Origin of the sequence: Saccharopolyspora montiporae (assembly GCF_015209505.1) — a bacterium.
Lineage (GTDB): Bacteria > Actinomycetota > Actinomycetes > Mycobacteriales > Pseudonocardiaceae > Saccharopolyspora > Saccharopolyspora montiporae.
Genome location: NZ_JADEYC010000018.1, coordinates 135,629 through 158,655 on the forward strand (window position 1 = coordinate 135,629; position 23,027 = coordinate 158,655).

Consider the following 23,027-nt stretch of genomic DNA (forward strand, 5'->3'; position numbering starts at 1 on the left):
GAGGACTGCGCGATGACGACCGAATCCGAATCCACCGGCACCTCCCACGGGAGTTCGACGGCCCGCGTGGTCGGTGCGAGCCTCGTCGGCACGACCGTCGAGTGGTACGACTTCTTCCTCTACGGGTCGGCTGCGGCCCTGGTCTTCAACCGGCTGTTCTTCCCCGCGGGCGATCCGCTCATGGGCACCCTGCTGGCGTTCATCACCTACGCGGTCGGCTTCGTGGCCCGGCCGTTGGGCGGTGTCGTCTTCGGGCACTACGGGGACCGGATCGGCCGGAAGAAGCTGCTGGTGGTCAGTCTGCTCATGATGGGCGGGGCGACCTTCGCCATCGGTCTGCTGCCCACCTACCAGGCGGTCGGCGTGCTCGCGCCGCTGCTGCTGACCGCGCTGCGGCTCGTGCAGGGTTTCGCCATCGGTGGTGAGTGGGGCGCCGCGGTGCTCATGGTCTCCGAGCACCGTTCCGGCGGGCACCGCGGGTTCTGGGCGTCCTGGCCGCAAGCGGGCGTCCCGCTGGGGAACCTCCTGGGCACGGCGGTGCTCGCCGTGCTGGCCGCGGTGCAGTCCGAGGAGGCGTTCCTGGCCTGGGGCTGGCGGGTGGCGTTCCTGCTGTCCGGGGTGCTGGTGCTGGTCGGGCTGTGGGTCCGGTTGGCGGTGGCCGAATCGCCGCTGTTCGTCGAGGCGACCCGGCAGAGCCGGCAGGCCGGTACCGAACCCCGGCGTCCGCTGGTCGAAGTGCTGCGCCGGTACCGCGGCGAGGTGCTCACCGCGATGGGCGCGCGGTTCGCGGAGAACGTCGTCTACTACGTGCTGACCTCGTTCGTGCTCACCTACGTGGCCGTGTACCTGGAGCTGCCGCGGTCGGTGGCGCTGAACGCCTCGCTGATCGCCGCGACCGTGCACTTCATCAGCATCCCGTTGTGGGGTGCGCTGTCCGACCGGGTGGGGCGGCGGCCGGTCTACCTGTTCGGCGCGATCGGCACCGGCATCTGGGCGTTCCCGTTCTTCGTGCTCCTGGACACCCGGTCGTTCTTCGAGATCACCGCCGCCACGACGGTCGGGCTCGTGCTGCACGGTGCGATGTACGGCCCGCAGGCCGCGTACTTCGCCGAGCTGTTCGGCACCAAGGTGCGGTACTCGGGCGCGTCGATCGGCTACCAGCTGTCCTCGATCGTGGCGGGTTCGTTGGCGCCGATCATCGCCACCGCGCTGCTGCGCGGGTTCGGCTCGGCCACCCCGATCGCGATCTACGTCGCGCTCTGTTCGGTGGTCACCATCTGGGCTGTCCTCCGCTCACCGGAGACCAGGCACCGCGACCTGGCCGCCGACCACGGTGTCTAGCCCGTCCGGTCGCCGGATCACCGGCCGAGCTGGCCGCGGCCGAGCCGCAGCAGGATCATGGCCAGCTCGCGGCCTTCCGGGCCGAGTTCGCGGTACCGGGCGAGCACGTCCATCTCGCGGTTGTAGACGATCCGCGGGCCGCCGGAGGCCATCCGCGCCTCGCCGACCTGGCGGGAGACCTCGGCACGCCGCTTGACCAGGCGGAGGATCTCCGCGTCCAGCTGGTCGATCTCCTCGCGGAAGCCGGTGATGGCCGGTTCGGCGGGAGTGCCGGCCGCTTCCTGCGCAGCGGGCGTCTCGGGGTGCTGGTCACCGTCCGCGGTGGCGTTCATCGTCCGTTCCTCCGGATCTGCGGCCCGGTCCCGGCCCCGGACGCGAGAACGCCCCGGGTCCGCGGACTCCGGGGCGTCGTCGTGGTTCTGTCGCTCACGCGACCACGGGCGCCGGAGTCCGGGGCCCGTAGAAAAAGGCGTACGTCTGCGCGAGCACGGAGCCAGTCTGCCACAGCCGGGGACCGCGGGGCCATCGGCTGCGGCGGCGCTCACCTCCGCACCGGTGCCTCGTCGTCCGGGGTGTCGGGGGCTGCCGGTAACGTGGAAGGGCGATGAGCGCCCTCTTCGATCTCCCGCCCGACGGCGGTTCCCCGCGCGGCAGTTCCGCGACCACCGGCCCGGATGCGCTGCTGGAAGGTCTCAACCCGCAGCAGCGGGACGCCGTGCTGCACACCGGTTCGCCGCTGCTGGTCATCGCCGGCGCCGGGTCGGGCAAGACGCGGGTGCTCACCAACCGCATCGCGCACCTGCTGGCCACCGGCGTGCACCCGGGCCAGATCATGGCGATCACGTTCACCAACAAGGCCGCCGCCGAGATGAAGGAGCGGGTGGCCGAGCTGGTCGGGCGGCGCGCGAACGCGATGTGGGTGTCCACCTTCCACTCCATGTGCGTGCGCGTGCTGCGCCGCGAGGCGAAGGTCCTCGGGCTGTCGTCGAACTTCTCCATCTACGACGCGGACGACTCGCGGCGGCTGATCACGATGGTGGCCCGCGATCTCGAACTCGATGCCAAGCGCTACCCGGTCCGCACCCTGGCCGGGCACATCTCCAACCTGAAGAACGACCTCACCGGTCCGGAGCTCGCCGCCGAGCAGGTGGGCAACGACATGGAGCGCAAGGTCGCCCAGGTCTACGCCGCCTACCAGCAGCGCCTTGCCGATTCGAACGCGCTGGACTTCGACGACCTGATCATGCGCACCGTGCAACTGCTGCGCGAGCACCCCGCGGTCGCCGAGCACTACCGGCGGCGGTTCCGGCACGTGCTCGTCGACGAGTACCAGGACACCAACCACGCGCAGTACGCCCTGGTGCGCGAGCTCGTCGGCACCGGGACGACCCCGGACGGGACCGAACCGGCCGAGCTGTGCGTGGTGGGCGACGCCGACCAGTCGATCTACGCGTTCCGCGGCGCCACGATCCGCAACATCGAGGAGTTCGAGCGCGACTACCCGCAGGCGCGCACGATCCTGCTAGAGCAGAACTACCGCTCCACGCAGACCGTGCTCACCGCCGCCAACGCGGTCATCCAGCGCAATCCCAACCGCAGGGACAAGCGGCTGTGGAGCGAATCCGGTGACGGCGAGCCGATCGTGGCCTACGTCGGCGACAACGAGCACGACGAGGCCGCGTTCGTGGCGAGCGAGATCGACCGGCTGGTCGACGAGGGTGCGGCCACGTTCAACGACATCGCGGTCTTCTACCGGACCAACAACCAGTCTCGCGTGTTCGAGGAAGTGTTCATCCGCCTCGGGCTGCCGTACCGGGTGATCGGCGGAGTCCGCTTCTACGAGCGCCGCGAGGTGCGCGATGCGCTGGCCTACCTGCGGGTGCTGGACAACCCGGACGACACGGTGAGCCTGCGCCGGATCCTCAACGTGCCCAAGCGCGGGATCGGTGATCGGGCGGAGTCCGTGGTCGCCGCGTTCGCCGAGCAGGAGCGGATCTCGTTCGGCGCCGCGCTGCGCCGGGCTGCCGACGGCGACGTCGAGGCACTGAACACCCGTGCGCGGCGGGCGGTCTCGGGTTTCGTCGACCTGCTCGACGACCTGCAGCGGGTGGCCGCGGAGACGGACGTGGCCGAGACGCTGGAGGCGGTGCTGGAGCGCACCGGGTACCGCGCGGAGCTGGACGCCAGCGAGGACCCGCAGGACGCCACCCGCGTGGACAACCTCACCGAGCTGGTGACCGTGGCCCGTGAGTTCATCGAAACCCGTTCCGGCGCAGCGGAATCCGGCGGTGAGGAGTCCCCGGGCGAGAGCGCCGATGCGTCGGCGGAGGCCGTGGTGTCCGCTGCCGAGCCCGCCGCAGAGGACGAGCAGGAGCAGGAACTCGGTGTGCCGCAGGACGATTCGCTGGCGGCGTTCCTGGAACGGGTCTCCCTGGTCGCCGACGCCGACTCGCTGCCCGAGTCCGGCGACGGAGTGGTGACGCTGATGACGCTGCACACCGCCAAGGGACTGGAGTTCCCGGTGGTGTTCGCGACCGGCTGGGAGGACGGGATCTTCCCGCACATGCGCACGCTCGGCGATCCGGCCGAACTGGCCGAGGAGCGGCGGCTGGCCTACGTCGGCATCACCCGCGCCCGCGAGCGGCTCTACCTCTCCCGCGCGCTGACCAGGTCGGCGTGGGGGCAGCCGACGAGCAACCCGGCGTCGCGGTTCCTCGGCGAGATCCCGGAGGAGCTGATCGAGTGGCGGCGGGTGGAGCCGGAGCGCTCCGCGCCGCAAGTGCGCAGCACCTGGGGCGGTCGCGGCGGTTCGGATCGCGGCGGCGGCGATTCCGCGCAGGCCGCCGTGGCCGAGCGCGGGCTGCGCAGCACCGGTGCGCAGGGGTGGAAGGACACCGTCGCGATCAAGCTCGCCGCGGGCGACCGGGTCACGCACGACAAGTACGGCCTGGGCACGGTGCTGTCCACCGAGGGCGAGGGGCCGCGGGCGACCGCGACGATCGACTTCGGCACCAACGGGACGGTGCGGCTGATGCTGCTGGGCAGCGTGCCGCTCACCAAGCTCTGAGCGGCCGCCCCGGCGTCCGGCCCGTGCACGGGCCGGACGCGAGCGGGCGGATCACACCGGCGAGATGTCGCGCTCCTGCATCCAGGGCAGCGGGTTGATCTTCTTGCCGTCGGTGTCCCACACCTCGAAGTGCAGGTGGGTTCCGGTGGAGAAGCCGCGGTTGCCCATGGTCGCGATCTGCTCGCCGGCTTCGACGGAGTCGCCCTCGTTGACGGTGATGGTGTTGACGTGGCCGTACACGGTGATCGTGCCGTCCTCGTGCTGCACCCGGACCCACATGCCGAAACCGCTGGCCGAGCCGGCTTCGATGATGACGCCGTCGGCGACCGAGTTGATCGGGGTCCCCTCGGCGTTGGCGATGTCGATGCCGTAGTGGGTGGTGCCCCAGCGGCCGCCGAATCCGGAGGTGAACCAGCCGTCCGCCGGTGGCGTGAAGTCCGGTTTGCGGGCCTCCTCCTCGGCGGCGATGCGCGCTGCTTCGCGCTCTTCGGTGATCCGCGCGCTCTTGGTGAGCTTCTCGACTTCTTCGCTGGGGTCGGCGTCCGAGGTGTTGGCCACCGGCAGGATGTCCGGTGCCGGAGCGCTGCCGCCCTTGCCGTCGTGCTCGGATTCGCCCGCCGCGCTGCTGAACGTCGCCGCGCCGTCGGCCGGGTTGAACTCGTCGTGCTCGGGGGAGGCGTTGCCCTCGCCCGCGGCCAGGGATTGGCCCGCCGCTGCGAAGGCGCCCGCGGCGACGGCGGCGACGACCACGCGGCCGCGCCACGCGGAGGGAACCCGGTTCCCTGGTCTGCTGCCTGAGGGGTCGTCGGGGGACTCCTCCGTCTCCGTTCGCGCAGGTGAGAACTGCTCGCCGCCGGGGGAGCGGTGCTGAGACAATGCTTGCCCTTCCGTCTCCGGGGAGTCCGATCACCGCGCCGGGCGGGGGCCGGCTCACCGGTCGGGGAACCGGTGATGGCGCTTTTCGTGATCAGACCGTGACAACGGACCGGGGGACCGTAACCAAGCTGATCCCCTAGGGGCAAATCCCGATCTGTGCAGGACCGAACACGGTGCGTGTCCGTTCGTCGGGGTGCGCTGCGGTGGATTTGGCTTGCGAGTGCGGCTTTTCCGCGTTCTTCCTGCATCTTTGATCGTCCCGGTGTCAACCACGGACGGGGGAAGCGAGGGCGGTCTGTGGCTCGATTCAGCGTGCGGCGGGTAATCAACAGTGTGTCACGTCACACTAGGAGGGCGGCTTGTCGCCAGGTCCGTTGATCCGTCCGGCCCAGCGCCCCGGCGCGGGACGCCCCGCTCTCGGGGGGCGCTGCGGAGGCGGGCCGAGTTGCTAGCGTCTGCACGGTGACTGCCCGGTCTGACCTCACCCCCGGTGCGAACCCGGGTGCGGCGCTCCAGCAGCCCGCCCCCGCCCGCCCCGCGCTCCTGCCCGCGGCGATCGGAGTCTCCGCCGCTGGCGGGCTGCTCACCGGCCTCGGCCCGCTCATCGGACTGGTCAGCCCCGGGGCATCCGCGGCATTCACCGCCTGGCCGCTGCTGCTGGTGCTGGCGCTGCTGCCGGCCGCTGCCGCGACCGCGCTGCTGCGCACCGGATCGCCCACCACTGCGGCCGCACTGCTCGTCGGCCCCGCGGTGCTGGCACCCGGCCGTGCGGCGCTGGACGTGCAGCTGATCGTGGACGCCGGGCTCGCCGCCCGCCCCGAACTGCTGCGCGTGGCCACGCTGTCGCCGACCTCGCCCGGCGCGGGCAGCTGGCTGCTGCTGACCGGGCACCTGGCCGGTCTGCTGGCCGGTCTGCTGGCGGTGCGCGGGATGCGCACCGGCGAGCGGGGCGAGTCGGGGGCGCACCGGCAGGGCCTGCTGGCGGTCGTGCTGTGCACCGGGATCATCGGCGGTGTCGGGATGCTGATGGCCCCGTTCGTCTCCGACGACCCCTATCTGCTGGCCCGCGCGGCCGCGGACGCCCCGGCTGCGGTGCTGGTCGGTGCTCTGCTGCTCGCGGTCGGCGTGCCCGCGGCCGGCGGTGTGCTGGCCGGTTCGGACGACGCCGACTTCGCTCGCGGGGGGCTGCTCGGGCTCGCCGCAGCCCTGGCCGCCGTGGCCGTCCCGCCGCTTGCCGCGGTCGCCGCGCTCGGGCAGCTGCGCCTCGGGTGGGGGCCGGTCCTCGGTGTGCTGGCCGCGCTGGTGCTCGCCGGGTTGGCGGTGCCCGCCGGGCGCGGTGCGCCCGCCGCCGAGCAGGACCGCGATCTGCGGCTGCCGCCGTTCGACCGGCTGGCGCGCCTGGCCGGTGCGCTGGCCGCGGCGGGCGGTGCGCTCGCCCTGCTCGCCGCGGTGCTGCCCGTGCTGGAGATGCCGCCGGGGGTGACCGACCCGTCCACGTACCCGTCCCGGCTGCTGCTGCCGGCCGGGGTCGTGCTGGTGGGCAGCGGGCTCGCGGTGCTGCTCCCCGCGGTGCGGTCGCAGGTGCGCCCGGTGCTGACCGTGGTGTGGGTGGTGGTCCCGTTCGCCGCGGCCGCGATGTTCGATTCCGTGCTGACCGCGGTGCAGGCCATCGGCGCTTCCGCGGGGCCGGGGATGTGGACCGCCGGTGCGGCGGTGCTGCTCTCCGGCGCCTCCGGGGTGACCGCCGCCCTCGCCGGAGGTGTCGAGCGCGATGACGTGGATCTGACCGAGGTCTCCATGCGCGGCCGGGTGCTGGTGCCGGCGCTGCTCGGCGTGCTGCTCGCGGGCGGTGCCTACGCGGTGCCCGTCGTCTCCTCGGCCGAATACGCGCCGCCCGCGGTGTTCGGCGAGTTCTCCACCACCTCGTGGGGCCTGCTGATCGCGCTGTTCGGTGTGGTCGGTGCCGCGGTCCTGGCACCGATGTGCCGGCCGGTCCGAGCGGGTGCGCTGCTGGCGGGTGCCGCCGCGGTCGCGGCGGTCCGCGCGCTGGAGTACCCGCTCACCGAGGGCAGGGTGGCCGATTCCGCGCCCGGCCTCGGCCTGTGGTTCGCGATCGCCTGCGTGGTGGTGCTGGCCAGTTCGGCCGCCGGTGCCGCCTCTCGCGAGGACTGATCGAGCCCGAAAAGGACGAAAGGACCGGTTTTCCGCTCGCGCTGCGCGCCGGGAGGCCGCACGAGCTGCTGTTCCGTTCGTCACGGGGCGTCGCCGCCCGCGGGCTGTCGCGCTGCGAAAAGTCGCCGCCGCCGCGTCCGCCAGCGCCGATGGGCCGGTGCGCGTGAGGCAGTTCACCGGATGCGCTGCACCGATCGTCCTCGCAGGTCGATATGGTTCCCCGAGTCCGACACCGACGTCGCAGGAGAGTCGAGTGGACCTGTACGAATACCAGGCGAAGGAGATCTTCGCCTCCCACGGAGTGCCGACGCTGCCAGGCACCGTGGCCACCGATCCGCAAGGGGCCAAGGCAGCAGCCGATGAACTCGGCGGGCCCGTTGTTGTCAAGGCCCAGGTCAAAACCGGGGGTCGCGGCAAGGCCGGCGGCGTGAAGCTGGCCGAGAACCCGGACGAAGCGCAGACCAAGGCCGAGGCGATCCTCGGACTGGACATCAAGGGCCACGTGACCCGCAGGGTGCTGGTCACGACGGCGTCCGACATCGCCGACGAGTACTACTTCTCGATCCTGCTGGACCGGGCCAACCGCAACTTCTTGGCGATGGCCTCGGTCGAAGGCGGCATGGAGATCGAGGAGGTCGCGGCCACCAAGCCGGAGGCCCTCGCCAAGGTCGCCATCGACCCGATCGACGGTGTCGACGCGGCCAGGGCTCGCGAGATCGTCGACGCGGCGAAGTTTCCGGCCGAGATCGCCGACCAGGTCGTGGACATCATCGTCCAGCTCTGGGACACCTTCGTCGCCGAGGACGCCACCCTCGTCGAGATCAACCCACTGGTCAAGGACCCGCAGGGCAAGGTGCTCGCGCTCGACGGCAAGGTCACGCTGGACGAGAACGCCGCGTTCCGCCAGGCCAAGCAGGCCGATCTGGTCGACACCGCGGCCGAAGACCCGCTGGAGGCCAAGGCCAAGGCCAAGGACCTCAACTACGTCAAGCTGGACGGCGAGGTCGGCATCATCGGCAACGGCGCGGGGCTGGTCATGTCCACCCTGGACGTCGTGGCCTACGCCGGTGAAGCGCACAACGGCGTCAAGCCGGCGAACTTCCTGGACATCGGCGGCGGCGCCTCCGCCGATGTCATGGCAGCCGGTCTGGACGTCATCCTCGGCGACCCGGACGTCAAGTCGGTCTTCGTGAACGTCTTCGGCGGCATCACCGCGTGCGACGCGGTCGCCAACGGCATCGTGCAGGCCCTGGGCATCCTGGGCGACGAGGCCACCAAGCCGCTGGTCGTCCGGCTCGACGGGAACAACGTCGAGGAAGGCCGCCGCATCCTCGCCGAGGCCAACCACCCGGTGGTCACCGTGGTGGACACCATGGACGGTGCGGCCGACAAGGCCGCCGAGCTGGCTGCGGGGGCATGAAGCGATGGCTATCTTCCTCAACGAGAACAGCAAGGTCATCGTTCAGGGCATCACCGGCTCTGAAGGAACCAAGCACACCGCGCGGATGCTGCGCTCCGGCACGAACATCGTCGGTGGCGTCAACGCCCGCAAGGCCGGCCAGCAGGTCGAGATCGAGGGCCAGGAGCTCCCGGTCTTCGGCAGCGTGCAGGAGGCCATGAAGGAGACCGGGGCCGACGTCTCGGTCGTCTTCGTGCCGCCGAAGTTCGCCAAGGACGCCGTGATCGAGGCCATCGACGCCGAGATCGGGCTGGCCGTGGTCATCACCGAGGGCATCCCGGTGCACGACGCCGCTTACTTCTGGGCGCACGCGGGCAAGACGGGCAACAAGACCCGGATCATCGGGCCGAACTGCCCCGGCATCATCTCGCCCGGCAAGTCCAACGCCGGCATCATCCCGGCGGACATCACCGGCCCGGGCAAGATCGGCCTGGTGTCCAAGTCGGGCACGCTGACCTACCAGATGATGTACGAGCTGCGGGACATCGGGTTCTCCACCAGCGTCGGCATCGGCGGCGACCCGATCATCGGCACCACGCACATCGACGCGCTCCAGGCGTTCCAGGACGACCCGGAGACCGAGGCGATCGTGATGATCGGCGAGATCGGCGGTGACGCCGAGGAGCGGGCCGCGGAGTACATCAAGGCCAACATCACCAAGCCGGTCGTCGGTTACGTGGCGGGCTTCACCGCACCGGAGGGCAAGACGATGGGCCACGCCGGTGCCATCGTGTCCGGTTCCTCCGGTACCGCTTCCGCCAAGAAGGAAGCGCTGGAGGCCGCCGGTGTGAAGGTCGGCAAGACGCCGAGCGAGACCGCCACCCTGATGCGCGGGATCGTCAAGGGCTGAACCAGGCCCGACGGCACGCTTTTTCGCGGGGCTGGACGCCGGATCGGTGTCCAGCCCCGCGGTGTTTCCCGGGTGGTCGTGGCATTCGCCTCCGGAACCGCACCGCGGTCGGCGAATGTGGATTTTCCCAGGTGTTGAACGCTACCGGCACTGATCCCGTTGTGCCGCTGCGGATTTCGTCGCCGAGCAGCGGCGGGCCCGGCGGCGCGTTCCGGTACCGTGGAGGTCGCCCGATCATCACGCGATGGTCACGAAACGCGCGCAAGCTCTAGGAGTTCGTCTGAACATGTCCGCCCCTCATCCACCGCCGGCGCGCCCGGCTGCCGCGCCGGGCGGTTCCGGCAGCGGACTCGGTCACAAGGACGTCCTGGCCCTGGTCGCGGCAGGAGCCGGTCTGGTCGGCTACCTGGTCGGCTTCTTCGGCGAGGCGGCCGGTTCGCTCACCGGCAGCCCGGTCGGGTTCGCGCTGATCGTCGCGGCGGCGCTCGCCGGACTCCGCTTCGCGCCCCGCACCCCGGACTGCCTGTTCGCCGCGGCCCCGCTCGCGGCCTACGCGCTGCTGGCCCTGGTGCAGACCGTCGTGTCCGCCGCCGACGGCGCGGTGATCGCGCTGCTGGTCCTCGCGCTGGTGCAGACCGGCGCGCTGGTCGGCGTGCTGCTCCTGGACGGCGGGATCATCGGGGGTGGGAAGTCCGGCCCGAAACCGCCCGCACCGCCGTTCGCACCACCGGCCCAGTTCCAGCAGCAGGGGCCGCCCGGTGGCTGGGGCGGCCAGCAGCCGCCGTTCGGTCAGCCCGGCGGTCCGCCCAAGGGCGGTTGGGTGCCGGCCACCGGTGGGCAGCAGCCCGGCGGTTGGAACCCGTCCTCGGGCGGGAATGCCGTTCCCCCGGCGCCCGCTCCCGGTGGGCAACCCGCTCCGGCACCGCAGCCCGGCCCGCCGCAGCCGGGCGGACCCCAGTCGGGCGGACCCCAGGGCACGCAGCAGATGCCGCACCCCGGCTCGGAGCAGAAGTAGCCGACGCCCGGCTAACGCCGCGGGTCCGGGCGGCGCGCCACCCGGACCCGCTCCGTCAGCGGCCCATCAGCGCGAAGACTCCCCAGCCGAGGTAGTCGCGCTGGTACCGCGCGTACCGGACGGGCTCGGTGCTGAGCTCGACCCGCACATCGGCCGCCAGCTCGTCGTCGGGATGCGCGTCGAGCCAGCGGCGGAGGTTGAGCCACTGCGCCGCCTGGTACCGGTCCCAGCTGTCCTGATCGGCCAGCACCATCTCCACGACGTCGTAGCCGAGCCCGCCGAACCGCTCGATCAGCTCCGGCAGCAGCAGGAAGTCGTCCTTGGCGGTGGCGAGGCAGCCCTCGGCGGTCTTCTGATCGGGCACGTCCCGGCGCCAGTACGGTTCGCCGATCAGCAGCACGCCACCGGGGCGCAGACTGCGGCTCAGCAGCTCCACGGTGCCGGCCACGCCGTTCCCGATCCAGGTCGCACCGACGCACGCGGCGAGATCGACCGGCTCGTCGGCGACGTAACCCGCGGCGTCACCGTGCACGAAGGCGACCTGCTCGGCGACACCGAGTTCGGCGGCGCGAGCGCGGGCCTGCTCGGTGAACACCGTGCTGATGTCCACCCCGGTTCCGGTGACGCGGTGGTCCCGGGCCCAGGTGCACAGCAGTTCGCCCGAACCGCTGGCGAGATCGAGCACGCGGGTGCCGGGCGCCAGGTGCAGCGCCTCGCCCAGGGCGGCGAGCTTGCCGGGGGTGAACGGGTTGTGCAGCCGGTGGCTACTTTCCCGAATGGTGAAGATGCGTGGGAGATCCACGAGAGGTGCTCCTCGGTTCCGATGACGTCATGGCATGCGTGGCGGACGGTCGACCGGAGTCGGCCGCTGCTGCTCGGACCGTCATCGAAAAGCACCTCATCGGGAACGCGCGGGGCGTGGACGGTGGCGAATATAGACGTTCCGGGCGGACGCCTCCACCGGATTTCTCCGGGCCGCAGCTCATCGCCGACCGGGGGAGCCATCGCTCGATGGGCGGATACTGGGGCGTGTGCTGATCGTTCGCGAGTTCGGCCGGTGCGACATTCGGCGGCGTGACGACGCTGGACCCGGCTGAACAGCACGCCGACCGCTCCGCTGCGGGGCGCAGCGGAAGGCGGGTCCGGTGGCGGTTGTGCGCCGGGTTGATCACCGCGTCCCTGGCGTTGAGCTACTCGCTGTCCGCCCTGCTCATCGTCATCGTGGCGGCCACCGCCACGGGCGCCCCGTTCGACCCGGTGCAGTTGCTCGTGGCCGCCCTGCCCGGCTGGCTGGTGGTGCACCAGACCGCGATCAGCGTTCTCGGTGCCCCGCTGAGCGTGCTGCCGCTGCTCCCCACCGCCGTCACGGTGCTCGTCACGGCGGAAGCCGCGGGCGTGCTCGCCCGGCGGTCCCGGCTGCGCAGGCCGGACCAGGCGTGGCCGGTGATCGCCGCGCTGGCCCTGGTGCACGCCGCGGCGGGGACCGCGATCGCCCTGCTGCTGCGCGGCCCGGTCACCGCGTTGCCGGTGGACGCGTTCCTCAGCTGCGGGCTGACGGCCGGGCTGGCCGCCGCGGCGGGTCTGGCGAACCGCTGCGGGCTGGTCTACCTGCTGTGGAGCAGGGTGGACGCCCAGGTCTGGTCCGGGCTGCGCGCGGGTCTGATCGGGTTCACTGCGCTGGTGGGCGCCGGTGCCGCGGTGCTGCTCGTGTCGATCGCCGCCGGTGCGGGCGGGATGGTCGACTCGATGCACCGGGCGGGCGGTGCCGGGGATGCGTTCGGCACCGTGCTGCTCACGGTGCTGTACCTGCCGAACGCCGTGGCCGCGGGCTGGACCTTCGCCGCGGGCACCGGGTTCACCGTCGGCGGCGCCGAAATCGGCCCGCTGGCGGGCGCCCCCGGTCTGCTGCCCGATCTGCCGCTGCTGGCGGTCGTGCCCGCCGAGGGACCCGCGTTGTGGTCGTTCGCGGCGCTGCTGCTGCCGCCGGTGGTGGGACTGCTGGTGGGCAATGGCTGCCGGGTGGTGCGCGGGTTGACCGCCCGGCTGCTGGCCGTGGTGGTGGCGGCCGTGGTCACCGCGCTGGGCGCGCTGCTGGTGGCGGCGCTGTCCGGGGGCGCGCTGGGCAGCGGTGCGGTGAGCCTGCATCCCGGTGCGTTGGGCGTGGCCACGCTGTGCTGGGTGGCGGTCCCCGCGGCCGCGGTCGTCTGGTTCACCGAGCAGGCCGACAGCGCGCTCGCCGAGGCGGAGTCCGTCGTGCCCGAGGGTGCCGCGCCGGCGGACCCGGTGCCGGCAGACCCGGTGTCGGAAGACCCGGCCGGGCAGGACCCGGGTGCCCCCGAAGACGTCCCGGACGGTCCCGGCGGAACCGAAGTCGCGGCCGATGCAGACTTTCCGGACGACGATGCTGCAGACGCGGGCGCTGCGGACACCGACTCGGAACGCGGCGGTGAACTTGCCGCGGACGACGGCGGTTCCGACGCGGAGGAGCCCGGCGGTCGCGGTAAGCGGACCGGGGCGGATCCCGCCGAGTTCGACTCCTGGTGACCGGTTCTCGCCCGGTCCGGTCCGCAGCGGACTGAGCGCTGCACCACTCGCCCGGGACCTGCTGCCGAACGCGGAGCTGCGGGCGTTTACGCTGCTCGCAGAGATCGTGCCGAGGCATGTCAGGAGCCCACGCTGAATCCGAGTACGCCCGAGGTGCCCGCTCCCGAACCGGCTGACCGGCGATCGACCGAAACCCCCGCGCGAGTGGTGGTGCTGGTGTCCGGTTCCGGCAGCCTGCTGCAGGCCCTGCTGGACGCCACCGCATCCGCCGACTACCCGGTCCGGATCGTGGCGGTCGGCGCTGACCGGCCCGATGCCCAGGGGCTGGCGCGCGCCGAACACGCTGGGCTGCCCACCTTCGCGCACCGGCTGCGCGATCACGAGCACCGGGACGACTGGGACCGCGCGCTGGCCGAGTCCTGCGCGCGGTTCGAACCGGACCTGGTCGTGTCGGCCGGATTCATGAAGCTGGTCGGTCCCCGGTTCCTGGCACGCTTCGCCGGGCGCTACCTGAACAGCCATCCCGCGCTGCTCCCGTCCTTCCCCGGTATGCACGGGGTGCGCGACGCGCTGGACTACGGGGTCCGGATCACCGGGTGCACGCTGTTCGTGGTGGACGAGGGCGTGGACACCGGACCGATCCTCGCGCAGGAAGCGGTCGACGTGCGGCCGTCGGACGACGAGACGAGCCTGCACGAGCGCATCAAGGCGGTCGAGCGGCGGTTGCTGGTCGGCACCCTGGAACAGCTGGCGTTGCACGGCTGGACCGTGCAGGGACGGAAGGTGAGTATCCCGTGACCGCGAACTCGCAGGAGCAGCGTGCCGTGCGCCGCGCGCTGATCGGTGTTTCGGACAAGTCCGGGCTGTTGGAGCTGGCCACCGGTCTGCACGCGGCCGGGGTGGAGGTCGTGTCCACGGGCGGGACCGCGCGCACGATCGCCGCCGCCGGTGTTCCGGTCACCCCGGTCGAGGAGCTCACCGGGTTCCCGGAGGCGTTGGACGGCCGGGTCAAGACACTGCACCCGCGGGTGCACGCCGGTCTGCTGGCCGACCTGCGCAAGCCCGAGCACGTCGAGCAGCTCGACGAACTGGACATCCCGCCGTTCGACCTGCTGGTGGTCAACCTCTACCCGTTCGTGCAGACGGTGGCCTCCGGTGCGGATCAGGACGACGTGGTGGAGAACATCGACATCGGTGGCCCGGCCATGGTGCGCGCGTCGGCGAAGAACCACGCCAACGTCGCCGTCGTGGTCGACCCCAGCCGCTACGACTGGGCCCTGGAACGGGTGCGCGACGGCGGGTTCACCAGGTCCGAGCGCACCGAACTGGCTGCGGAGGCCTTCCGGCACACCGCGTCCTACGACGTGGCGGTCGCGTCCTGGATGACCGAGGTGCCTGCCGGTGATGATGCGGCGTTCCCGGGCTGGCTCGGCGAGACCTGGCAGCGGCGCTCGGCGTTGCGCTACGGCGAGAACCCGCACCAGCCCGCCGCGCTGTACGTCTCGGGCGGTGCCGCGACCGGGCTGGCCGCCGCGGCCCAGCTGCACGGCAAGGAGATGTCCTACAACAACTACGTCGACGCCGACGCGGCCTGGCGTTCGGCGCACGACCACGACCGGCCGTGCGTGGCGATCATCAAGCACGCCAACCCGTGCGGGATCGCCGTCGCCGAGGACATCGCCGATGCGCACCGCAAGGCGCACGCGTGCGATCCGGTCAGCGCGTTCGGCGGCGTGATCGCCACCAACCGCGAGGTCACGGTGGCGATGGCCGAGCAGGTCGCCGAGGTGTTCACCGAGGTGCTGGTGGCTCCGGGCTACGCCGAGGGCGCGGTGGACGTGCTGTCGCGCAAGAAGAACATCCGGATCCTGACCGCGCAGCCGCCGGAGCGCGGGCGCGTGGAGATGCGCGCGATCTCCGGCGGGATGCTCGCCCAGGGCGCGGACGCGATCGACGCCGAGGGCGACGACCCGGCGAACTGGACCTTGGCGACCGGGGATCCGGTGGACGAGCAGACGTTGGCGGACCTGGTGTTCGCCTGGCGGACCTGCCGGGCGGTCAAGTCCAACGCGATCCTGCTGGCCGATGCGGGAGCCACCGTCGGTGTCGGCATGGGTCAGGTGAACCGGGTCGATTCGGCCCGGCTGGCGGTGTCCCGCGCCGAGGACCGGGCGAAGGGCGCGGTCGCGGCGTCGGACGCGTTCTTCCCGTTCGCCGATGGTCTGCAGGTGCTGCTGGACGCCGGGGTGCGCGCGGTGGTGCAGCCGGGTGGTTCGGTGCGGGATCCGGAGGTCACGGCGGCGGCCGAGGCGGCGGGGGTTCCGCTCTACCTCACGGGTACGCGGCACTTCGCGCACTGATCGCGCTCGTCGGGGCTCCTCGTCCGGTCTGCCGGGTGGGGAGCCCCGCTTGCGTTCACCCGTTCGAGGTTTTTCGAACTGGAGTTCGTCTTTTGCCTTGACGTCGCTCCGGTGGCGCGGTTTACTGAACATGTTCGAACTGAAGTTCGATCAATCCGATGGCCGCGGTCGGGGGCGGCTGCCGGAACGGTCGGCGGGGTGCTCGGGTGCAGGCACCTCCGCCGGCGCTCATCGCTGTCTTCCCCGCAGCGGTTTGCAGGGTGCTCGCCGGAGGGGCGGGTGCTCGGTGCGGTCGCGATGTGGGAAGGCAGCTGATGTCCGCGGTGACGTCGACGGCGGTGCTGGACGGCATGCCACCGGGCAACGGGGTGTCCGTGGGAGTGCCGGCCGCCGGATCGGGTGGGCCCGGTGCGGGCCGGGTGCTGCCCACGCGGACGGAACTGGCGGCCGTGCTGCCGTGGCCGGGACTGCGCCGCGGCAGCACGGTTGCGGTGCACGGTTCGGTGTCCCTGCTGTTCGCGCTGCTGGCGGAGGCGACAGCGGGCGGTTCCTGGGCCGCGGTGGTGGGCCTGTCCGGGATCAGCCTGGTCGCCGCTGCCGAAACCGGGGTGGAGCTCGCCCGGCTGGCCGTGGTGCCGGACCCTGGCTCCGATCCGCCCGGGGTGATCGCCGCACTGCTGGACGGGCTCGACCTGGTCGCGGTGGGCGGCACCGCGGGGCTGGCCGAGCAGGACGCCCGACGGCTGTCCGCTCGGGCGCGGAACCGGGGCTCGGTGCTGCTGCCGTTCGGGGAGTGGCCGGGAGCGGAGGTTCGGCTCGACTGCACCGATGCGCGGTGGCGGGGCATCGGCAGCGGGCACGGCCATCTGCGGGAGAGGTCGGTCGCGCTGCGCTCCACCGGGCGCGGGGCCGCGTCCCGGCCGCGCACGTGCCGGGTGCTGCTGCCCGGCAGCGGCGGCGCCCCGGGTGGTTTCGACGAACAGGCCGATGTCGGCGAGAACTCCTCCGGTGAACCGGCCGGGATGCCCGGGCCCGTCCCGCGGCTGCGGCCGGTGGCGGGATGAGTCCGGCGCAGCCCCGCCGCCTCGTCGTGTGGTGCCCGGACTGGCCGGTGGTGGCCGCGGGGCGGGCGGTCGGCGCCGATCCGCTCACCCCGGCGGCGGTCTTCACCGCCAACCGCGTCGTGGCGTGCTCGGCGGTCGCCCGGCGCAGCGGAGTGGGCCGCGGGATGCGTCGGCGGGAAGCCCAGGGCCGCTGCCCCGGTCTGCTGGTGCACGAGCACGATCCCGGCCGGGAAGCCAGGTTCTTCGAACCGGTTGCTGCTGCGGTGGAATCGCTCGTGCCCGGTGTCGAGGTCGTGCGCCCCGGGCTGATTGCCGTGCCGGCGCGCGGGCCCGCGCGCTACTTCGGTTCCGAGGAGGCCGCGGGCGAGCGGCTGGTGGACCAGGTCGCCGCGCAGGCCGGGGTGGAGTGCCAGGTCGGCGCGGCGGACGGGCTGTTCGCGGCGATCCTGGCGGCCCGCAGCGGTGTTCAGGTCGAGCCCGGGGGCAGCGGCGGGTTCCTGGCGGAGCGGGATGTCGAGGAACTGGACCGACTGCTGGAACCGTCCGCCGCGCGCGACCTGGTGGCTCTGCTGCGCAGGCTGGGCATCACCACGTTGGGCCGGTTCGCGGGCCTGCCCGCGGGGGATGTGGCGACCCGGTTCGGCGCGGCTGCTCTCGCCGCGCACCGCGCGGCCGGCGGTGTGGAAGAGCGCCCGGTGCAGCGGCGCAGCCCCTCCCCGGATCTGGCGGTCACCGAGCAGTTCGACCCGCCGGTCGAGCGGGTGGACGCGGCGGCTTTCGCCGCCAAGGCGATGGCCGACCGGTTGCACGCGCAGCTGCGCGAGAAGGGGATCGCCTGCACCCGGCTGGGCATCTCGGCGCATACCGGCAACGGCGAGGAGTTGCACCGGGTGTGGCGCTGCGCGGAACCGCTGACCCCGGCGGGCACCGCCGACCGGGTGCGGTGGCAGCTGGACGGCTGGCTGACCGGGCGCAGCGCTGCGCAGCGTCCCACGGCGGGCGTGCACCGCCTGGTCCTCGCCCCGGAGGAGGTAGTGCCGAGCGGCAGCCTGCAGCTGGACCTGCTGGAGGCCACCACCGGTGCGGCCGATGCCCGCGCCGGCCGGGCGCTCACCCGCGTGCAGGGGATGCTCGGCCCGGATGGCGTGCTCACCGCGGTGCTCGGCGGCGGGCGGGATCCGCGCGACCGGATCCGGTTGGTCCCGTGGGGCGATGAGCGGGTTCCCGCGCTGCAGCCGGATCTGCCGTGGCCCGGGCGGGTGCCGCCGCCGTCGCCGTCGGTGGTGCCGGACGAGCCGTGGTCGGTGGCGGTGCTGGATGCGGACGAACGCCCGGTGGAGGTCTCGCCCCGGAACCTGTTGACCGGGGCGCCGTGCCGGGTGGTGCTTGGAGGGGGCAGGTCGCGCGCGGTTTCCCGCTGGGCGGGGCCGTGGCCGAACGTCGAGCGCTGGTGGCTGGGAGTCGGGGGCGGTGCCGGGGATGCCCGGCGTTCGGTGCGGATGCAGGTGGTGCTGGCCGACGTTCCCGGTTCCCCGGCGGGAGAAGTGGCGTTGTTGCTGGTCGCGGAGTGCGGCAGCTGGTGGGTGCAGGGCACCTACCGGTGATCGGGGAACACTCGTTCGAGTTGTATCCGGTTGATGCGCTGGCTTCGTCGATTCGAACTGGAGTTCAATGTGGTCATGAGTGGATTCAACCCCCCGCAGACCTGGTCGAACCTCGAAAAGGCGCTGTCCGGAAGGGCTGTGAGCGCGGATGTTCCGGAAAGCGCTTCGGTGCGGCCGGTTTCGCCGCCAGAGCCGATTGTTCCGGCGACCGGGTACGCGGAACTGCACGCGCACTCCAACTTCAGCTTCCTGGATGGGGCCAGTCATCCGGAGGAGCTCGCCGCGGAGGCCGCCAGGCTCGGGTTGGAGGCAGTGGCGCTCACCGACCACGACGGTCTGTACGGGGTGGTCCGGTTCGCCGAGGCCGCCGCCGAGCACGGGGTGCGCACGGTGTTCGGTGCGGAGCTGAGCCTGGGGCTGACCGGTCCGCAGAACGGCGTCCCGGACCCGGAGGGCGGGCACCTGCTGGTGCTGGCCGGGGAGCCGACCGGGTACGCGAAGCTCGCCTCGGCCATCAGCGAGGCCCAGTTGGCGGGAGGTGAGAAGGGGCGGCCGGTGTACGAGCTGGAGCGGTTGGCCGCGGTCGCGGACGGGCACTGGCAGGTGCTCACCGGCTGCCGCAAGGGTGCGGTGCGCTCGGCGCTCGCCCGGGAGGGTGCTTCCGGTGCTGCGCGGGAACTGGACCGGCTGGTCGGCCTCTTCGGGCGGGACCGGGTGGCGGTGGAGCTCACCGAGCACGGGATGCCGGAGGATTCCGACCGCAACGACGCCCTGGCCGAGCTGGCGCACCGGGCTGGAGTGTCCACTGTGGCCACCACTGGCGCGCACCTGGCTTCCCCGGAGCGAGCGCGCATGGCCTCGGTGCTGGCGGCGGTGCGCGCCCGACGCAGCTTGGACGAGATGGACGGCTGGTTACCCGGGTGGGCGGGCAGTTACCTGCGTTCCGGCGACGAGATGGCGGAGCTGTTCTCCCGGCATCCCGCGGCGGTGCGCCGGGCCGCCGATCTCGGTCGGGAACTCGCTTTCGATCTTCGACTGGTCGCTCCGCAACTGCCGCCGTTCGACGTGCCGGCCGGGCACACCGAAGCCAGCTGGCTGCGCGAGCTGACCTACCGCGGGGCGCTGGAGCGTTACGGGCCGCCGGAGCAGAACCGGGCGGAGTACCGGCAGATCGAGCGCGAGCTGTCCCTGATCGAGCAGCTGGGGTTCCCGGGGTACTTCCTGGTGGTGCACGACATCGTCGAGTTCTGTGCGCAGAACCGGATCCTGTGCCAGGGCCGCGGTTCCGCGGCCAATTCCGCCGTCTGCTTCGCCCTGCGGATCACCAATGCGGATCCGGTCCGCTACCAGTTGCTGTTCGAGCGCTTCCTGGCCCCGGAGCGGGACGGGCCGCCGGACATCGACCTGGACATCGAATCGGACCGCCGCGAGGAGGCCATCCAGCATGTCTACGACAAGTACGGGCGACTGCACGCAGCCCAGGTGGCCAATGTGATCGGCTACCGCCCGCGTTCCGCGGTCCGCGACGTCGCCCGCGCCCTCGGTCACTCGCCGGGCCGGCAGGACGCTTGGAGCAAGGAGATCGAGCACTGGGGCCCGCTCCCGGCGGATTCCGCGATCCCCGGGCCCGTCCGGGAGCTGGCCGATGAGCTCATGGGCTTCCCGCGGCATCTCGGCATCCACTCCGGGGGGATGGTGATCTGCCACCGCCCGGTGACCGAGGTCTGCCCGGTGGAATGGGCACGCATGCCGGGACGCAGCGTCCTGCAGTGGGACAAGGACGACTGCGCCACCACCGGTCTGGTCAAGTTCGACCTGCTCGGTCTGGGGATGCTCTCGGTGCTGCGTTACGCGATCGACCTGGTGCAGGAGCACCACGGGGTCGAGGTGGACCTCGGCGAGCTGGACCTGGCCGACGACGAGGTGTACGCGATGCTGTGCCGTGCGGATGCCGTCGGGGTCTTCCAGGTGGAGAGCCGCGCCCAGCTGGCCACCTTGCCCCGGCTCAAGCCCCGGGAGTTCTACGACCTGGTGGTGGAAGTGGCGCTGATCCGGCCCGGCCCGATCCAGGGAGGCTCGGTGCATCCCTACATCCGCAGGCGGAACGGCTTGGAGGAGTGGGATTTCGAGCATCCGCAGATGGCCGGTGCCCTGGGCAGGACTCTGGGGGTGCCGCTCTTCCAAGAGCAGCTGATGCAGCTGGCCGTCGATGTCGCCGGGTTCACCGCGGCCGAGGCCGACCAGCTGCGGCGTGCGATGGGCGCCAAGCGCTCGGAGGAGCGCATGGCGCGGCTCCGGGACAGGTTGTTCGACGGGATGGCGGCCAACGGCATCACCGGTGAGCTGGCCGAGAGCATCTACACTCGGTTGCTCGCTTTCGCCAACTACGGTTTCCCGGAGAGCCACGCCTTGAGCTTCGCGCTGCTGGTGTTCGCCAGCGCCTGGTTCAAGTACTACTACCCGGCGTCGTTCTGCGCCGCACTGCTCAAAGCGCAACCGATGGGCTTCTACTCGCCGCAATCCCTGGTGGCCGATGCGCGGCGGCACGGGGTCCTGGTGCGCGGCCCGGACATCAACGCCAGCCGGGTGCACGCGGACCTGGAACCCGACCAGGGCAGCACGGAGGGCCACGCCGTCCGGTTGGGGCTGAGCGAGGTGCGCAACCTCGGCGCGGAGGTGACCGAGGAGCTGGTGGCGGAACGCCGGGCGAACGGGCCGTATGCGGACATGAGCGATGCGGCGCGAAGGGTGCGGCTGACGACCGCCCAGCTGGAGGCGCTGGCCACGGCAGGCGCACTGGACTGCTTCGGCCTGTCCCGGCGCGAAGCGCTCTGGCACGCGGCGGCGGCCGCCGGCGATCGTCCCGACCGGCTGCCGGGAACCACCGTCTCGACCGAGGCCCCGGCGCTACCGGGTATGGACGAGGTGGAGCTGGCCGCAGCGGACGTATGGGCTACCGGTGTTTCGCCGACCAGCTATCCGATCCAGTTCGCCCGGCCCGAGCTCGATCGCGTGGGGGCCGTCCGGCTCGCCGATCTATCCACTGTGGACGACGGTGTTCGCGTGCTGATCGGCGGTGCCGTCACGCACCGGCAACGGCCCGCTACGGCCGGCGGGATCACGTTCCTGAACCTGGAGGACGAAACGGGGATGGTGAACGTCATGTGCTCACCCGGCCTGTGGTCCCGTTACCGGAAGGTCGCCCGGAGCAGCCCGGCCCTGCTCATCCGTGGAGTCCTGGAATCCGCGGAGGGGGTGATCAACATCAGGGCCGACCGACTGCAGCACCTGGACGTGCGGATCCCGACCGAGTCTCGGGACTTCCACTGAGCTCCCCACGCACACCGGGCTCCCCACGCACACCGGGCTCGTCACGCACAACGGGCTCGTCAGGTCCACTGGGAACTCCACGTCCACCGAGTGCGCGTGCCCTCGGCTCCCGGTGCGGGTGCGGTCCCGCCGTCGCGGACGGCACGCGGCGGTGCGCAATCTTGATAACCGAACCACGCGACCTGAGCTCGGCGTTCGCGGTGGCGAACGGCTCCACCCCTCCCGGGGCCGATCGCCACGCGCGTGGGCGCCGCGCGCCGGACGCGGTGGAGGAATCCGCCGCGTCCGGCGCACCCGGCCGGCCTCCCCAGCGGCGGTCCCAGCCGAACCGCCGCTGGACCGCTTGAGCCGCCCATCGGGGCAGACCCCGCTGGACAGACCTCGCTGGACAGACCTCGCCGAGCGGACCCGCCGGACGGACCCCGCCAGGCCGAGCACGCCGGGCAGGAACAGCATCACGAACCCTGGGCCGCCCGGGTGATGTACTCGATCATCTTCTCGGGCGGGCCGCCTTGCTGCTGCACCTCCGCCGGGTTGTCCACGACGATCCGGCGGTTCGCCTCCCGGATTTCGGGGTCACCGCCGTCGAACTGCTCCAGCAGCTCCATCCACCGGGCCGCCAGCGCGCGGACTCGGGGCTCGGTGGGGTCCGTGCCCGCGTCCATCTCGGCCTGCACCTGCGCGATCAGCTGCGGCCATTCGGCTTCCACCGCCGCGATGGCTTCCTCGCCCAGGCGCTCCCGGCGGGTCTGCAGCGTGGCGAGCTGCTCCGCGGTGTAGTACGCGTTGATCTTCTCGTTCATCCTGGTCACCTCTTCGACCAACTCCAGCAGGTCCGACGGGAGCGGAGCAGCGGTGCGCAGTCCGCCCAGCAGTGCCGCCAGCCGATCCCGCAACCGCCGCTGCGCGGCGATCTGGGCGTCGACGTGCGCCAGGTGCCGGGACAGCACTCCTGCCAGCATCCGGTTGCCGTGCGCCGCAGCCGGTTCGGTGGAGCCCTGCTCGGTGGAGCCCTGTTTGCCGGGATCCTGTTTGCCGGGGTCCTGTTCGCGGGACCCCAGCACGTCGGCGATCGCGTCCAGCGACAGCCCGAGATCGCGCAACGCCACCACCTCGTACAGCCGCCGCACATCGGCGTCGCCGTAGAGCCGGTGCCCGGAGCCGGTCCGCGCCGAGGGGCGTACCAGGCCGATCCGGTCCCAGTGGTGCAACGCGCGCACCGTGAGCCCCGCCCGCTCGGCGATCTCACCGACCTTCCACACCGGGATCACCTCCGCGTTCTCGTCGGAACCACCCGCTCGTCGGGCGGCACCCGCGATCCTGCTTCCCGACGCCGCGTCAGGTT

General features: G+C 72.1%; 16 protein-coding genes. 12 read left to right on the forward strand and 4 right to left on the reverse strand.

Translation table 11 applies throughout. The annotated features are described in order from the left end of the window. Nucleotides 1–12: 12 nt before the first annotated feature. Complete coding sequence (locus IQ251_RS11570) at nucleotides 13–1,341, forward strand: MFS transporter (protein ID WP_193928514.1); 1,329 nt, start codon at nucleotides 13–15, stop codon at nucleotides 1,339–1,341. 17 nt (nucleotides 1,342–1,358) lie between these two features. On the opposite strand, the gene IQ251_RS11575 is transcribed toward IQ251_RS11570, so the two are convergent. After that, entirely contained in the window at nucleotides 1,359–1,673 is a 315-nt protein-coding gene (locus tag IQ251_RS11575; protein WP_193928515.1) for a chorismate mutase, read from the reverse strand. Between the two features lie 272 nt (nucleotides 1,674–1,945). Between IQ251_RS11575 and IQ251_RS11580 the strand changes: the two genes are divergently transcribed. Beyond that, a complete protein-coding gene (locus tag IQ251_RS11580) occupies nucleotides 1,946–4,408 on the forward strand; it encodes a UvrD-helicase domain-containing protein (protein ID WP_193928516.1) in 2,463 nt (820 codons plus the stop codon). 51 nt (nucleotides 4,409–4,459) lie between these two features. Here the strand turns inward: IQ251_RS11580 and IQ251_RS11585 are convergent, their stop codons facing one another. After that, a complete protein-coding gene (locus IQ251_RS11585; protein ID WP_370591335.1) occupies nucleotides 4,460–5,158 on the reverse strand; it encodes a M23 family metallopeptidase in 699 nt (232 codons plus the stop codon). 588 nt (nucleotides 5,159–5,746) lie between these two features. Between IQ251_RS11585 and IQ251_RS11590 the strand changes: the two genes are divergently transcribed. The 4 genes from IQ251_RS11590 (at nucleotide 5,747) to IQ251_RS11605 (ending at nucleotide 10,780) form a co-directional block, all read left to right on the forward strand. Next, complete coding sequence (locus IQ251_RS11590) at nucleotides 5,747–7,456, forward strand: hypothetical protein (protein WP_193928518.1); 1,710 nt, start codon at nucleotides 5,747–5,749, stop codon at nucleotides 7,454–7,456. A 253-nt stretch (nucleotides 7,457–7,709) separates the two neighbouring features. After that, nucleotides 7,710–8,876 carry an ADP-forming succinate--CoA ligase subunit beta gene (sucC, locus tag IQ251_RS11595; protein WP_193928519.1) on the forward strand — a complete coding sequence of 389 codons (1,167 nt, stop codon included), beginning with the start codon at nucleotides 7,710–7,712 and terminating at the stop codon, nucleotides 8,874–8,876. A 4-nt stretch (nucleotides 8,877–8,880) separates the two neighbouring features. Then, complete coding sequence (gene sucD, locus IQ251_RS11600; protein ID WP_193928520.1) at nucleotides 8,881–9,765, forward strand: succinate--CoA ligase subunit alpha; 885 nt, start codon at nucleotides 8,881–8,883, stop codon at nucleotides 9,763–9,765. 286 nt (nucleotides 9,766–10,051) lie between these two features. Beyond that, a complete protein-coding gene (locus tag IQ251_RS11605) occupies nucleotides 10,052–10,780 on the forward strand; it encodes a DUF5336 domain-containing protein (protein ID WP_193928521.1) in 729 nt (242 codons plus the stop codon). Nucleotides 10,781–10,835: 55 nt separating this feature from the next. Here the strand turns inward: IQ251_RS11605 and IQ251_RS11610 are convergent, their stop codons facing one another. After that, nucleotides 10,836–11,582, reverse strand: a complete 747-nt coding sequence (locus IQ251_RS11610) for an SAM-dependent methyltransferase (RefSeq protein WP_193928522.1) — start codon at nucleotides 11,580–11,582, stop codon at nucleotides 10,836–10,838. A 272-nt stretch (nucleotides 11,583–11,854) separates the two neighbouring features. Here IQ251_RS11610 and IQ251_RS11615 point away from each other — a divergent pair, with 272 nt between their 5' ends. The 6 genes from IQ251_RS11615 to IQ251_RS11640 all read left to right on the forward strand — a co-directional run bounded on the left by IQ251_RS11615 (nucleotide 11,855) and on the right by IQ251_RS11640 (nucleotide 21,682). Next, nucleotides 11,855–13,324 carry a cell division protein PerM gene (locus tag IQ251_RS11615; protein ID WP_193928523.1) on the forward strand — a complete coding sequence of 490 codons (1,470 nt, stop codon included), beginning with the start codon at nucleotides 11,855–11,857 and terminating at the stop codon, nucleotides 13,322–13,324. A 216-nt stretch (nucleotides 13,325–13,540) separates the two neighbouring features. After that, entirely contained in the window at nucleotides 13,541–14,122 is a 582-nt protein-coding gene (gene purN, locus IQ251_RS11620) for a phosphoribosylglycinamide formyltransferase (RefSeq protein ID WP_370591336.1), read from the forward strand. Further along, the gene (gene purH, locus IQ251_RS11625) at nucleotides 14,119–15,684 is read left to right on the forward strand and encodes a bifunctional phosphoribosylaminoimidazolecarboxamide formyltransferase/IMP cyclohydrolase (RefSeq protein WP_193928525.1); all 1,566 of its coding nucleotides are present in this window, start codon (nucleotides 14,119–14,121) and stop codon (nucleotides 15,682–15,684) included. The genes purN and purH overlap by 4 nt, the downstream gene beginning before the upstream one ends. Before the next feature lie 299 nt (nucleotides 15,685–15,983). After that, the gene (gene imuA', locus IQ251_RS11630) at nucleotides 15,984–16,748 is read left to right on the forward strand and encodes a DnaE2-dependent mutagenesis accessory factor ImuA' (RefSeq protein WP_193928526.1); all 765 of its coding nucleotides are present in this window, start codon (nucleotides 15,984–15,986) and stop codon (nucleotides 16,746–16,748) included. Then, nucleotides 16,745–18,352, forward strand: coding sequence for a DNA polymerase Y family protein (locus tag IQ251_RS11635; protein ID WP_193928527.1), 1,608 nt, complete (start codon nucleotides 16,745–16,747; stop codon nucleotides 18,350–18,352). Before imuA' ends, IQ251_RS11635 begins: the two co-directional genes overlap by 4 nt. Before the next feature lie 75 nt (nucleotides 18,353–18,427). Then, nucleotides 18,428–21,682, forward strand: a complete 3,255-nt coding sequence (locus IQ251_RS11640; RefSeq protein WP_193928528.1) for an error-prone DNA polymerase — start codon at nucleotides 18,428–18,430, stop codon at nucleotides 21,680–21,682. Nucleotides 21,683–22,137: 455 nt separating this feature from the next. Here IQ251_RS11640 and IQ251_RS20280 read toward each other — a convergent pair whose 3' ends face one another. Then, nucleotides 22,138–22,944, reverse strand: a complete 807-nt coding sequence (locus IQ251_RS20280) for a MerR family transcriptional regulator (protein WP_370591337.1) — start codon at nucleotides 22,942–22,944, stop codon at nucleotides 22,138–22,140. Between the last annotated feature and the right edge of the window lie 83 nt (nucleotides 22,945–23,027).

Excerpts from the sequence above, each read along its gene's own strand:
- IQ251_RS11570 (WP_193928514.1), top strand. The coding sequence starts at position 13 with ATGACGACCGAATCCGAATCCACCGGCACCTCCCACGGGAGTTCGACG.
- IQ251_RS11575 (WP_193928515.1), bottom strand. The coding sequence starts at position 1,673 with ATGAACGCCACCGCGGACGGTGACCAGCACCCCGAGACGCCCGCTGCG.
- IQ251_RS11580 (WP_193928516.1), top strand. The coding sequence starts at position 1,946 with ATGAGCGCCCTCTTCGATCTCCCGCCCGACGGCGGTTCCCCGCGCGGC.
- sucD (WP_193928520.1), top strand. The coding sequence starts at position 8,881 with ATGGCTATCTTCCTCAACGAGAACAGCAAGGTCATCGTTCAGGGCATC.
- IQ251_RS11605 (WP_193928521.1), top strand. The coding sequence starts at position 10,052 with ATGTCCGCCCCTCATCCACCGCCGGCGCGCCCGGCTGCCGCGCCGGGC.
- IQ251_RS11635 (WP_193928527.1), top strand. The coding sequence starts at position 16,745 with ATGAGTCCGGCGCAGCCCCGCCGCCTCGTCGTGTGGTGCCCGGACTGG.
- IQ251_RS11640 (WP_193928528.1), top strand. The coding sequence starts at position 18,428 with ATGAGTGGATTCAACCCCCCGCAGACCTGGTCGAACCTCGAAAAGGCG.